We start from the raw sequence: 11,700 nt of genomic DNA, 5'->3' as shown, positions 1-11,700 counted from the left end.
GGCACGGTCTCGGCGGTCAACGCCGACAGCTACGACCCCGACGGCAAGATCATTCCGCAGATCTACACCGCGCTGACCCGGCGCGAGCGCCATGAAGAACTGATCGATTATGCGATCGAGGGTGCAGTGCAGCAGGTCAAGCGCGCGTTCGACATTGCCGGCGGCAAGGGCGCGATCAACATCAACGTGTTGTGGGAAATGGGCGGGGCGCAGCGCATCTTGCACGGCGTGCTCGAACGCACCCGCGGCATGGTCGCGGGCGTCACCTGCGGCGCTGGCATGCCCTATAAGCTGAGCGAGATCGCGGCCTCGTACGAGGTCAGCTATCTACCGATCATCAGCTCGGGCCGGGCGTTCCGCGCCTTGTGGAAGCGCGCCTATTCCAAGGCGTCGGAATGGCTCGCGGCAGTGGTCTATGAGGATCCCTGGCTCGCCGGCGGTCATAACGGCCTGTCCAATGCCGAGGACCCGCTGAAACCGCAGGACCCCTATCCGCGCGTCAAGGAATTGCGCGAGGTGATGCGCGAAGGCGGCATTTCCGATGAAGTGCCGATCGTGATGGCCGGCGGCGTATGGTTCCTGCGCGACTGGTCGAACTGGATCGACAATCCCGAACTCGGCAGCATCGCCTTTCAGTTCGGCACGCGGCCGCTGCTGACGCAGGAAAGCCCGATCCCGGATGGCTGGAAGGCCAAGCTGATGGATATCGAGGAAGGCGAAGTGCTGCTGCACCGCTTCTCGCCGACCGGCTTCTATTCCAGCGCGGTGCGGAACCCGTTCCTGCGCAGCCTCGAGGCGCGTTCGGAGCGCCAGATTGCCTTTTCGACGCAGGAAGCAGGCGATCACACCTTCCAGCTCGATGTCGGGGTGAAGGGCCGGAATTTCTGGGTCACGCGCAACGACCTGCTGCGTGCGCGGCAATGGTTCGGTGAGGGCTTCACCGATGCGCTGAAGACCCCGGACAATACATTGGTGTTCGTGTCGCCGGAGGAAAAGGGCGTGATCCGCAAGGACCAGGCCGATTGCATGGGCTGCCTCAGCCAGTGCGCTTTCTCATCCTGGTCGGACACCGAGACCAACTCGACCGGCCGGCTCGCCGATCCGCGCTCCTTTTGCATTCAGAAGACGCTGCAGGACATCGCGCATGGCGGCCCGATCGAGCAGAATTTGATGTTCGCCGGGCACGGCGCGTATAATTTCAAGAAGGATCCCTTCTATTCGAACGGCTTCGTGCCGACGGTGAAGCAGCTGGTTGACCGGATATTGACCGGGGATTGAGCGCGGCACGATCACGCGAGGCCGGGGCTATTTTGGCACTATAAGTGCCGAAACATTGCTTGTCGCGAAAGGCGCGCCCTCCGTTCTAATCCGTCCTTAACTCTTGCCGCATAGACCCTTGCCGACCCCGCCTGTGCGGGCCAACAGGGAACGCATTGATGAGGCATGATTCGGTTCGATCGGGAGGCGGTATGGCACCAGCCGTGCCATCGATCGCCCGGCTCAACCGCCTCTACGACCGCGTCACCTCGCTGGTCACGCTTGGCGCGTGGGAGTGCGATCTCGACACGTCCGCGCTGACCTGGACCAACGGCGTCTATCAACTGTTCGGCCTGTCGCCGCTGATCGCACCCGACCGCGCGGCAATTGTCGATCTCTATCACCAGGAATCGCGGCGCGAGATGGAGGCATTGCGGGCCGAGGCGATCGCGACCGGGCGCGGCTTCGCGCTCGATGCCCATATCCAGACGGTCTCGGGCGTCGAGCGCTGGATGCGCCTGACCACCGATGTCGAACATGAGCGCGGCCGGGCGCGGCGACTCTATGGCGCCAAGCAAGACATCACCGAGGATCGCGTGCGGACCGAGCGGCTACGCCGCCTGGCCGAACGCGACTCGCTGACCGGCCTCGCCAATCGCGGCATGTTCCAGACCAACTTCTACGACCTCCCCGATACGCTGCTGCGCGCACGTGGCGTGTCGGCGCTGGTGCTGATCGATCTCGATGACTTCAAGCTGATCAATGACCGGCTGGGCCATTCCGCCGGCGACGATTGCCTGCGCCAGGTCGCGGCGCGGCTGAAACAGCTGTTCGCCGATGCGCAGATGGTTGCGCGGATTGGTGGCGATGAGTTCGCCGTGCTGTTACGCGGCATTCACGAGCGCGACGAGCTCGGCCATCGGTTGGAACAGGTCCTCGCGGCGCTGCGCCGGCCGGTGCTCTGCCACGGTGAGCCGGTGGCGATGAGTGCATCGGCCGGCGCCACGCTGATCGACCATATGGCGGTTCATGACCCGGCGCTGCGGTTCGCCGAAGCGGATTCGGCGCTGTATCTCGCCAAGGGGCAAGGCCGGAACCGGGTGCGCGTGTTTGTGCCGGATCCCGGTGCGGGGATGCGGCCCGAATGGGCCGCGATGCATCCGGCGATGTGCTTGCCGCTGGGTGTTCGCTAGCCCGGCCGGGGCTGTGGCGGATTCAGCTCCGCCGCCTTTGCCTTCAAAGGAGGCATCGCAGGCGAGGGCAGCTCATGAAATTCGCCAATGGAGCCGTGTCAGGCCCAGCCTTCCAGTACCTGATCGGGCGGGCGGTGCCCGTCGGCCCACATGCGGATATTGGCGATGACCTTTTCGCCGGTCGCAAGGCGGCCCTCATATGTGGCGGAGCCCATATGCGGCAGCATCACGACATTGGGCAAAGCCAGCAGGCGCGGATCGATCTCCGGCTCATGCGCCCAGACGTCGAGCCCGGCCCCGGCGAGGCGGCCGCCTTCGAGCGCATCGACCAGGGCGGCCTCATCGACGATGCCGCCGCGCGCGGCGTTGATCAGATAGACGTGCGACCGCATCAATCCCATGCGGCGCGCATCGATCAGATTCTCGCTTGCCGGATTGCGCGGGGTGTGGATGGTCAGGATGTCGATGCTGCCGAGCATCGCGTCGAGCGATTCATGCCAGGTCGCGGCCAGCTGAGCCTCGATCATAGCGGGCAGGCGGTGGCGATTATGGTAATGGATCGACAGGCCGAACGCGCGGGCGCGGGCGGCGACCGCTTGGCCGATTCGGCCCATGCCGATAATGCCCAGCGCCTTGCCGCCGATGCGGTGGCCGAGCATTCCGCCCGGGCTCCAGCCCTTCCATTGCCCCGACCGGACCAGCTTCTCGCCCTCGGCCAGCCGGCGCGGCACCGACAGGATCAGCGCCATGGTCATGTCGGCGGTATCCTCCGTCAGTACGCCGGGCGTGTTGGTGACGATGATGTCGCGCGCGCGCGCTGCCTTCAGATCGATATGGTTCACGCCCGCGCCGAAATTGGCGATCAGCTTCAGCCGCTCGCCCGCGCCCGCGATCAGCTCGGCATCGATCTCGTCGGTCACGGTCGGGACCAGCACGTCGCTGTCGGCCATCGCCGCGGCGAGCTGCTCGCGCGTCATTGGCGCGTCGCTGCGATTGTTGGTCGTGTCGAACAGCTGCTCCATCCGATCCATGATGGTGTCGGACAGTTCGCGGGTCACGACGACCCGGGGTTTCGACACTTTAGCGGACGGGCGTCTCATTTCGGGCATGAATCCGGCTTGGCGAAGCCCTTGGCCTACGTCAACGGTGGTTGAACCGCCTCTTGCGAACAGAGTAAATGATTCGTGCAGCGGGGGACAGGGAAGAGTTATGCGTAACAATGCGAGGATCATGCTCGCTTTAGCGGCGATCGGGCTGGCCATGTCGGGCCTGGCGCCGGCATTGGCCGGGCTGATCCAGAAGAAGCCGCCTTATTTCGCGTCGATCTCGGCGGGCAAGGCGCGCATGCGCACAGGCCCCGCGCGGACCTATCCGGCGAGCTGGCTCTATCAGCGCGCCGACCTGCCGGTGAAGGTGATCGACGTGTACGAACGCGGCGCCTGGCTCAAGATCGAGGACCCGTCGGGCACGCAGGGCTGGATGATGGGCACGCTGATCAGCGAAACCCGGACCGGCCTGATCATGGGCACGATCGCCGAACTGCGCGATTCGCCGCGCTTTGGTGGCAAGATCACCTGGCGCGCGGCGCCCGGCGTGGTTGGCCGGCTGAGCAAATGCGCGCGCGGCTGGTGCTATTTCGATGTGCGCGGGCGCGGCGGCTATGTCGAGGCGAACCGGCTCTGGGGCGTCGAGCCCGGCGAGTCGCTGAACTGACGTGATGATGCGCATCGTCACCGACGACCTGACTCACCCCGATGTGGTCGCGCTGGTCGAACTGCATCTCAAATCCGCGTTCGAGAACTCTCCGCCGGGCAGCGTCTTCGCGCTCGACCTGAGCGGCCTGAAGGATCCGGCGGTGACCTTGTGGACAGCATGGGAAGACGATGCGCTGCTCGGCATGGGCGCGCTCAAGCGGCTCGATGCCGGTCATGGCGAATTGAAATCGATGCGCACCGCGCCAGCGCATCTGCGGCGCGGCGTGGCGGCGGCGATGCTCGATCATCTGATCGCCGCGGCCCGCGCGCGGTACTATCGTCGGCTGAGCCTGGAGACCGGCAACAACGCGCCGTTCGCGCCGGCAAGGGCGCTGTACGAGCGTGCAGGCTTTGTCGAATGCGGCCCGTTCGCCGATTATACCGATGCGAGTTTCAGCCAATATTACACGCTGGCTCTCGATCCGGATGCATAGGCTGTGATGATAGTCCTTATGGTGAACAGGCCGGCGAGATGTGCTATGTAAGCCGGTACGTTCTGTGCATCCAATTGGATGGAGCCATGAGTAAAAGAAGAGCGTTGCTCGCGATATTGGCCTGGGCCCTGATCGGATATGCCGCGATCGTGATCAGCTTGCCGGCAGCGGCTCATGTCGGTGCGCCGCATTGGCTGGTGATGGCCGTTGCGATCGCTCTCCCCGCTCTGCTGGCGAAGACTGGCGAACGCATATGGCGCCGTTCGACTTAGCCGAAGCCCGTCCAGCAGTGTCATCGACGCGCCGGGGCGGAATTGCTGCCTAGTTCATCAGCTCCACCGCCAGCGCCGTCGCTTCGCCGCCACCGATGCACAAAGACGCCAGGCCGCGCTTCTGGCCCGAGGCCTGCAGTGCCGAGAGCAAGGTTGCGAGGATTCGCGCACCGCTCGCACCGATCGGGTGACCGAGCGCACAGGCACCGCCATTGATGTTGAGCTTGTCGTGCGGCAGACCGAGATCGCGCATCGCGATCATCGCCACCACGGCGAACGCCTCGTTGACCTCGAACAGATCGACATCGTCGGCCGACCAGCCAGCCTTCTCCAGCGCCTTGCGCATCGCGAAGACCGGAGCCGTCGTGAAGAGCGACGGGGCGTGAGCATGCGCCGCCTGGCTGACGATCCGTGCGATCGGATCGAGGCCAAGCCGTTCCGCGACGCTCGCACGGGTCAGCACCAGCGCAGCCGCGCCGTCGGAGATTGACGAGGCGTTGGCGGCGGTGATCGTGCCGTCCTTCGAGAAAGCGGGGCGCAAGGTCGGGATCTTGGACGGATCGCCCTTTTCCGGCTGCTCGTCGAGCGTGACGGTCACGCTGCCCTTGCGGCCGGCGACCTCGACTGGGACGATCTCGCGATCGAAGCCGCCCGAGCGCTGCGCCTTTTGCGCGCGTTCCAGCGAGGCGACGGCGAAGTCGTCCTGCTGTGCGCGGGTGAACTGATATTCCGCCGCGGTGTCTTCAGCGAAATTGCCCATCAGCTTGCCCGGCTCATAGGCGTCCTCGAGCCCGTCGAGATACATATGGTCCATCAGCCGATCATGGCCGATCCGCGCACCGCCGCGATGGCGCAGCGAGAGATAGGGGGCGTTGGTCATGCTCTCCATGCCGCCTGCGACGATCAGGTCGGCGGAACCGGCGGCAAGCGCATCGGCGGCGAGCATCGTCGCCATCATGCCGCTGCCGCACATCTTGTTGACCGTCGTCGCCTCGATATGATTGGGCAGGCCGGCCTTCAGCGCGGCCTGGCGCGCCGGTGCCTGGCCGAGCCCGGCGGGCAGCACGCAGCCCATATAGATGCGCTCGATCGCGTCGCCCGACAGGCCGGCGCGCTCGACCGCGCCGCCGACGGCCGCCGCGCCCAACTCGGTCGCGGTCGCGCCGGACAGCGCGCCCTGAAAGCTGCCCATCGGGGTGCGGGCATAGGACAGGATGACGATCGGATCGGCGGACATGAGCGGTGCTCCGGTGCGGAAGATGTTGCGGGCGATCTAGTCGCGGTGGCGGCGGTTTACAAATGCGCGGCGGATGTTTGGGTGTGCCGGCTGCCGCAAGTTCAGGGTGACGACAGGAATAGGGCAGCCTATCGCCATGCTTATGGAAGATACGCTCATCACCGCGCTCAAATGGTTCGCCTCGGGCAGCGGCGTGATCGCGGCACTGATGGTGTCGCTCGATTCCGGACGCCGCGTGACCGGCTGGGGGTTCGTGCTGTTCGTCGCATCGAGCATCGCCTGGATGGCGGGCGCGACGCTGACCAGTGACTGGGCGCTGGGCAGCCAGAATATCGCCCTGTTCGCGATCAACATCTTCGGCGTCTATCGCTACCTGATCCGCAAGAAGGTCGATGGCTGAGCTCTGGTTCTGGCCGCTCGCGCTCGGGATATTCGGCGCGGTGATCGGCAGCTTTATCGCAACCCTGGTGATCCGCTGGCCGCAGGACCGGTCGGTGATGGCGGGGCGGTCGCGTTGCGACCGTTGCGACGGGGCGCTTGGCCCGCGGGACCTGATCCCGCTGGTCAGCGCCGCACTGGCGCGGGGCAAATGCCGGCGCTGCGCCGCGGCGATCGACCCGCTTCATTGGCAGATCGAACTGATCGCGCTTGCAATCGGCGCAATTGCAGGGCTGGCGGTAAGCAGTCCGATCGCCGTGGCGGGTGCCGTGTTCGGGTGGCTGCTGCTGACGCTGGCGGCGCTCGACATCACCGAATTCTGGCTGCCCGACCGCTTGACGATCACGCTGGCGCTTGCCGGTCTTGCCACTGGCTTGCTCGGCATCGATCCGCCGCTGATCGACCGGCTGATCGGCGGTGCAGCCGGGTTCGGCTCACTCTGGCTGATCGGCGCTGCCTATAAGCGATTGCGCGGTCGCGAAGGACTGGGCGGGGGTGACCCCAAGCTGCTTGGCGCGATTGGCTTGTGGCTGGGGTGGCAAATGCTGCCGGCGGTGCTGCTGCTGGCCAGCATGACCGGTCTTGCCATTGCCCTGACCGCCAGGCTCATCGGGCAGGGCGGGAAGCTCGATGACCGCATGCCGTTCGGCGCACTGCTCGCGATCGCGGCTTACCCGGCATGGCTGTTCCTGCTAGGCTATCGGCCATGATCGCGATCGCTCTCCTGATGCTGCTCGCCGCCGGTTCGGCCGACAAACAGCCCAAGCAGGCACCGCCGCCGCCACCCGTATCGGTCGACGGATTGCCGATTGGCGGCATCCCGCAGCAGACTCTGCCCGCGACCGGCTGCGCGGCCTTTCTGTGGAGCGTCGGCCAGACCCGCGCTCTCGTCGCGATGGCCAGCGCCGAGCCTGGCTCGGTCCGCCTTTCGCTCGATGGCCAGCAGATCGAGGTGCCGCGCACCGCGCAGCAGGGCGCCGGCGGTTTCGGCTTTTCGGGCGTCACGGAATATGAGAGCGGCGGGGTGAAGGCGGTGCTCGACATGACCATCGCGACGCGCGGCGACCTGAAGGACGGTGCGACCGTGCCCGAGGCGACGCTACGGATCGAGCGCGTTGGCAAGGACAGCATCATCCTTCCCGTGATGGGCTTGATCGGTTGCGTTTAAAGACTGATAAGTAGCCGGCCGTGCCGATGGCGGCGGGGCGAGGGACAGGATCCCCGGGGAGAGAATGATGTCCGATTTGAAGGCGATCCTGGCCGGTCAGCGCGCAGCGTTCATGGAGCAGCTTCCGGTCTCGACCGCCACCCGCAAGGATCGTCTGAAGCGCGCTGCGGCGATGATCGGCGAGAATGCCGAGCGTTTCTGCGATGCCTTGAGCGAGGATTTCGGACATCGCAGCCGCGAACAATCCATGCTGACCGATATCGCCAGCTCGGTTGCGCCGATCAATCATGCGATCAAGTCGCTCGACAAATGGGCCAGGCCGGAACGGCGCCCGGTCCAGTTCCCGCTTGGCCTGCTGGGCGCAAAGGCGTGGATCGAATATCAGCCCAAGGGTGTGATCGGGATCATCGCGCCGTGGAATTTCCCGGTAAACCTGGTGATGTCGCCGCTCGCCGGGGTGCTCGCGGCGGGCAACCGCGCGATGGTCAAGACCAGCGAGTTCACGCCGCGCGTCGCCGCATTGTTCGAAGAGGTGGTCGGCCAGTATTTCCCGCCTGAGGAACTGGCGTTCGTGTCGGGCGGGCCGGATGTCGGCAAGGCGTTTGCCGAACTGCCCTTCGACCATCTGATCTTCACCGGCGCGACCGCGATCGGCAAGCATATCCTGCATGCCGCGGCCGACAATCTCGTGCCGGTAACGCTTGAGCTTGGCGGCAAATCGCCGGTGATCGTCGGCAAGTCGGCCGACCTGAAACAAGCGACCGAGCGCGTCGCGCTGGGCAAGATGCTCAACGCCGGGCAGATCTGCCTCGCGCCCGATTACATGCTGGTCGAGGCCGATCAGGAAGCGGCGGTGGTCGGAGGCCTGAAAGCGGCGGCATCGTCGATGTACCCGAGCCTGCTTGCCAATGCCGATTATACCGCAATCATCAACGACCGGCATTTCAAGCGGATCGGCGATCTGCTCGACGATGCGCGCGCCAAAGGCGCGACGGTCGAGGCGGTCAATCCGGCAAATGAGGATTTCGGTGCATCCAATGCGCGAAAGATGCCGCTGCATATCGTCACCAACGTGACCGACGACATGGCGGTGATGCAGGAGGAAATCTTTGGACCCGTGTTGCCGATCCGCCGTTATGACGGGATCGATGACGCGATCGAACAGGTCAACCGGCGCGACCGGCCGCTTGGCCTCTATTATTTCGGCAGCGACGCGGGCGAGCGCCGCCGCGTGCTCGACCGCACCATCGCTGGCGGCGTGACGCTTGATGACGTAATCTTCCATATCTCGATGGAGGAATTGCCGTTCGGCGGCATCGGGCCGTCGGGCATGGGCGCCTATCACGGGCATGACGGCTTCAAGACATTCAGCCATGCCAAGAGCGTGTACAAGCAGGCCAGGCTCGACGTGGCCAAGCTGGCCGGGCTCAAGCCGCCCTATGGCAAGGCGACGATGGCATCGGTGAAGCGGCAGATGAAGGGGTGATATCCCGCAACGCGGCCTGACCCGTTGCGATCACCTTTTCCCGTTCGACAATAAGAAAGAGCGTGCGGCATTCATCCGCCACGGGAATGATATGCCCGATCCTGTGTGATGGTTGAATCGCTGCCGGCGATACGGCGGCGGGGAGATATGGGACACCGGTCGTGTCATATCTTTTCTGTCGCGTCTCGGTGACGGATTTAGATAATATTGTTTTATATCATATTGTTATGACGAAGATGCGTATCCCTTGGACCGCTGCTCGGCGGCTCAACAGCGATCGCGCCTGCGTTGCAGCCAGCGGCGCTCGGCCGGTTCCGGTTCAAGGCTGAGCGCGCCATCATAGGCGGTTCGGGCCGCGTCGTGATGGCCGAGCCGGGCGAGCAGGTCGGCGCGTACCGCGTGATAGGGCAGGAAGTCGATCAGGCCGGGAAGGGCGAGTGTGTCGACCTCCTCGAGCGCCGCTGCTGCACCCCTGACCTGCGCCACCGCCACCGCACGATTGAGCCTGGTCACCGGATCGTCGCGCACGGCGATCAGCGCGTCATAGATGGTCAGGATTGCGGGCCAGGGCGGCGGATCGTCCAGCGATGTGCGGGTGCACCATTCGGCGTGGATCAGGGCCGCCAGTATGCGTGGCCGCGCCGCATCGCGTGCGAGGGCGCGAGCGAGATAGAGGCGGGCCTCGCCGATCAATGTCGGGTCCCATTGTGCCGGATCCTGCTCATCGAGCGGCACCATCACGCCGTGGGTATCGGTGCGCGCCGGTCGTCGCGCTTCGGCGAAGCGCACCGTTGCGGCAAGCGCCAGCACATCGGGGTCGTGCGGAATCAGGGTGGCAAGCGTTGCGGTGACTTGCAGCATTTCCGCTGCATAATCGGCATGGCGGCCATCGCCCGCGGCGTCGGCATGGGCCCGGGCATAGGCGATTTCGATCGTGCTCAGCACCGCATCGATCCGGTCCGGCCAGGCTCGCGGCCCGGGCACTTCGAAGCTGATCCCGGCATCGGCGATCTTGCGCTTGGCGCGCACCAGCCGCTGCGCCAGCGTCGTCTCGCTGGTCAGGAACGCCTGCGCGATCTCGAGCGTGGTCAAGCCGCAGACGAGTTTCAGCGTCAGTGCCGCCCGCGCCTCGGGATGGATTGCCGGATGACAACAGACGAAGATCAGCCGCAGCCGTTCGTCGGGAATGAGTGCGGAATCCGCCATCAGCAATTCCTCCGCCGTTGGCTCGGGATCGGGCGGGGGCAGGGCGGCGCCGGCGCGGATCGCGTGTCGGCGCACCATGTCCAGCGCAACCCGGTCAGCGACGCGGTACAGCCACGCCGCCGGATCGCGCGGCGCTTCGATCGCCCAGGCGGTGACGGCGCGGGCGCAGGCTTCGGCGAAAGCCTCCTCCGCGATATCGAGATCGCGGAACCGGGCCGCAAGCGCCGCGAGGATCCGCCCCTTATGCGCCCGCGCGGCCCGGTCCAGCATGATGGTCAATGCACGATCAGCGGGCGCACCTCGATCGCGCCATCAAGCCGCAGCGGCACTTTCTTGGCAATCTCCAGCGCGGCATCGAGATCGGGCGCCTCGATCACATAATAGCCGCCAAGCTGTTCGCGGGTTTCGGCAAAGGGGCCGTCATGGATCACCTGCTTGCCGCCGGTGGTGCGCACGGTCGTCGCGGTGGCAACAGGCTGAAGGCCCGCGCCGTCCACCTGCCTGTCGCCCAGCTCGTCGACCAGCGCCATGTGCTTGTCGATGATCGCCTTCATCTCGGGCGAGTCGGCGCCGTCGCCATATCCGCTCTCGTCCTCATAGATCAGCAGCATGTAGTGCATCGTTCATCTCCCCGGTCGCGTGACTGCGATCGTACCTTGGAGACGGGCGAGGGGGAGCGGATTCGACAGGCGCCGAAAATTTATTTGCCGTTATGCCAATCCGGAGAAATCGGGCGCGCGGCGCTGCGCAAAGGCGGTGAAGGCTTCCCGCGCTTCAGCGGTGGTGAGGCGTTCCAGGAACAATTTGCCCTCCACTTCCATCTGCGCGGTGATCGCGTCGGTGTCGCGCATCAGCCTTTTGGTCGCGACCAGCGCGCCGAGCGGTTGTCTGGTCAGGCGCTCGGCCACCGCGCGGGCGGTTTCCTGCAAGGCCGCGAGCGGCACGACGCTGTTGGCCAGGCCCCAGGCCACGGCGTCATGAGCGCCCACCGGTTCACCAAGCGCGAACATCGAGAAAGCCCGGACATGGCCGATGCGCCGGGTCAGCAACAGGCTCGATGCCGCTTCCGGCACCAGCGCCAGGCTGACAAACGGGGTGGTAAGCTGCGCATCCTCGGCCAGCACGACATGGTCGCAGTGCAGCAGCATCGTGGTGCCGACACCGACCGCGCGGCCCTGCACGGCAGCGATCAGCGGCTTGGTGGCGGTGGCGATCGCGTGGAGGAAGCGCCCCACATTGCGCGAGCCTTCACCGC

14 protein-coding genes are annotated in these 11,700 nt (G+C 65.5%); 9 read left to right on the top strand and 5 right to left on the bottom strand.

Features of this window, described 5'->3' with window-relative positions:
- Positions 1-1,278 (top strand): NAD(P)H-dependent flavin oxidoreductase (locus tag ACRECS_RS26925; protein ID WP_431586053.1); only part of this gene is annotated, 1,278 nt, incomplete at its 5' end.
- 191 nt (positions 1,279-1,469) lie between these two features.
- The gene (locus ACRECS_RS26920; protein WP_431586052.1) at positions 1,470-2,450 is read left to right on the top strand and encodes a diguanylate cyclase domain-containing protein; all 981 of its coding nucleotides are present in this window, start codon (positions 1,470-1,472) and stop codon (positions 2,448-2,450) included.
- A gap of 98 nt (positions 2,451-2,548) precedes the next feature.
- On the opposite strand, the gene ACRECS_RS26915 is transcribed toward ACRECS_RS26920, so the two are convergent.
- Entirely contained in the window at positions 2,549-3,559 is a 1,011-nt protein-coding gene (locus ACRECS_RS26915; RefSeq protein WP_431586051.1) for a 2-hydroxyacid dehydrogenase, read from the bottom strand.
- Between the two features lie 100 nt (positions 3,560-3,659).
- Between ACRECS_RS26915 and ACRECS_RS26910 the strand changes: the two genes are divergently transcribed.
- The 3 genes from ACRECS_RS26910 to ACRECS_RS26900 all read left to right on the top strand — a co-directional run bounded on the left by ACRECS_RS26910 (position 3,660) and on the right by ACRECS_RS26900 (position 4,910).
- Positions 3,660-4,163: an SH3 domain-containing protein gene (locus tag ACRECS_RS26910; protein ID WP_431586050.1), complete on the top strand. Its 504-nt coding sequence runs from the start codon at positions 3,660-3,662 to the stop codon at positions 4,161-4,163.
- Between the two features lie 4 nt (positions 4,164-4,167).
- Positions 4,168-4,638 carry a GNAT family N-acetyltransferase gene (locus ACRECS_RS26905; protein WP_431586049.1) on the top strand — a complete coding sequence of 157 codons (471 nt, stop codon included), beginning with the start codon at positions 4,168-4,170 and terminating at the stop codon, positions 4,636-4,638.
- An 86-nt stretch (positions 4,639-4,724) separates the two neighbouring features.
- On the top strand, positions 4,725-4,910 hold the full coding sequence (locus ACRECS_RS26900) for a hypothetical protein (protein ID WP_431586048.1): 186 nt from the start codon (positions 4,725-4,727) through the stop codon (positions 4,908-4,910).
- A gap of 49 nt (positions 4,911-4,959) precedes the next feature.
- Here ACRECS_RS26900 and ACRECS_RS26895 read toward each other — a convergent pair whose 3' ends face one another.
- Entirely contained in the window at positions 4,960-6,147 is a 1,188-nt protein-coding gene (locus ACRECS_RS26895) for an acetyl-CoA C-acyltransferase (protein WP_431586047.1), read from the bottom strand.
- Between the two features lie 142 nt (positions 6,148-6,289).
- On the opposite strand from ACRECS_RS26895, the gene ACRECS_RS26890 reads away from it, so the two are divergent.
- From ACRECS_RS26890 to ACRECS_RS26875, 4 genes are all read left to right on the top strand, one after another.
- Positions 6,290-6,547: a hypothetical protein gene (locus ACRECS_RS26890; protein WP_431586046.1), complete on the top strand. Its 258-nt coding sequence runs from the start codon at positions 6,290-6,292 to the stop codon at positions 6,545-6,547.
- Complete coding sequence (locus tag ACRECS_RS26885) at positions 6,540-7,295, top strand: prepilin peptidase (protein ID WP_431586045.1); 756 nt, start codon at positions 6,540-6,542, stop codon at positions 7,293-7,295. The genes ACRECS_RS26890 and ACRECS_RS26885 overlap by 8 nt, the downstream gene beginning before the upstream one ends.
- Entirely contained in the window at positions 7,292-7,753 is a 462-nt protein-coding gene (locus ACRECS_RS26880; protein ID WP_431586044.1) for a hypothetical protein, read from the top strand. Before ACRECS_RS26885 ends, ACRECS_RS26880 begins: the two co-directional genes overlap by 4 nt.
- Before the next feature lie 67 nt (positions 7,754-7,820).
- Positions 7,821-9,239 carry a coniferyl aldehyde dehydrogenase gene (locus ACRECS_RS26875; RefSeq protein ID WP_431586043.1) on the top strand — a complete coding sequence of 473 codons (1,419 nt, stop codon included), beginning with the start codon at positions 7,821-7,823 and terminating at the stop codon, positions 9,237-9,239.
- Positions 9,240-9,506: 267 nt separating this feature from the next.
- On the opposite strand, the gene ACRECS_RS26870 is transcribed toward ACRECS_RS26875, so the two are convergent.
- The 3 genes from ACRECS_RS26870 to ACRECS_RS26860 form a co-directional block, all read right to left on the bottom strand.
- Positions 9,507-10,715, bottom strand: a complete 1,209-nt coding sequence (locus ACRECS_RS26870; protein ID WP_431586054.1) for an RNA polymerase sigma factor — start codon at positions 10,713-10,715, stop codon at positions 9,507-9,509.
- A 5-nt stretch (positions 10,716-10,720) separates the two neighbouring features.
- On the bottom strand, positions 10,721-11,065 hold the full coding sequence (locus tag ACRECS_RS26865; RefSeq protein ID WP_431586042.1) for a YciI family protein: 345 nt from the start codon (positions 11,063-11,065) through the stop codon (positions 10,721-10,723).
- A gap of 90 nt (positions 11,066-11,155) precedes the next feature.
- The coding region (locus ACRECS_RS26860; RefSeq protein ID WP_431586041.1) for an enoyl-CoA hydratase-related protein at positions 11,156-11,700 on the bottom strand (545 nt) is incomplete at its 5' end.

The organism is Sphingomonas sp., assembly GCF_050725575.1.
Taxonomy (GTDB): Bacteria; Pseudomonadota; Alphaproteobacteria; order Sphingomonadales; family Sphingomonadaceae; genus Sphingomonas.
The sequence above is the reverse complement of the archived record's forward strand: the minus strand, read 5'-3'. Positions and strand labels throughout refer to the sequence as shown.

Excerpts from the sequence above, each read along its gene's own strand:
- ACRECS_RS26920 (WP_431586052.1), top strand. The coding sequence starts at position 1,470 with ATGGCACCAGCCGTGCCATCGATCGCCCGGCTCAACCGCCTCTACGAC.
- ACRECS_RS26915 (WP_431586051.1), bottom strand. The coding sequence starts at position 3,559 with ATGCCCGAAATGAGACGCCCGTCCGCTAAAGTGTCGAAACCCCGGGTC.
- ACRECS_RS26910 (WP_431586050.1), top strand. The coding sequence starts at position 3,660 with ATGCGTAACAATGCGAGGATCATGCTCGCTTTAGCGGCGATCGGGCTG.
- ACRECS_RS26905 (WP_431586049.1), top strand. The coding sequence starts at position 4,168 with ATGATGCGCATCGTCACCGACGACCTGACTCACCCCGATGTGGTCGCG.
- ACRECS_RS26900 (WP_431586048.1), top strand. The coding sequence starts at position 4,725 with ATGAGTAAAAGAAGAGCGTTGCTCGCGATATTGGCCTGGGCCCTGATC.
- ACRECS_RS26895 (WP_431586047.1), bottom strand. The coding sequence starts at position 6,147 with ATGTCCGCCGATCCGATCGTCATCCTGTCCTATGCCCGCACCCCGATG.
- ACRECS_RS26890 (WP_431586046.1), top strand. The coding sequence starts at position 6,290 with ATGGAAGATACGCTCATCACCGCGCTCAAATGGTTCGCCTCGGGCAGC.
- ACRECS_RS26885 (WP_431586045.1), top strand. The coding sequence starts at position 6,540 with ATGGCTGAGCTCTGGTTCTGGCCGCTCGCGCTCGGGATATTCGGCGCG.
- ACRECS_RS26880 (WP_431586044.1), top strand. The coding sequence starts at position 7,292 with ATGATCGCGATCGCTCTCCTGATGCTGCTCGCCGCCGGTTCGGCCGAC.
- ACRECS_RS26875 (WP_431586043.1), top strand. The coding sequence starts at position 7,821 with ATGTCCGATTTGAAGGCGATCCTGGCCGGTCAGCGCGCAGCGTTCATG.
- ACRECS_RS26870 (WP_431586054.1), bottom strand. The coding sequence starts at position 10,715 with ATGCTGGACCGGGCCGCGCGGGCGCATAAGGGGCGGATCCTCGCGGCG.
- ACRECS_RS26865 (WP_431586042.1), bottom strand. The coding sequence starts at position 11,065 with ATGCACTACATGCTGCTGATCTATGAGGACGAGAGCGGATATGGCGAC.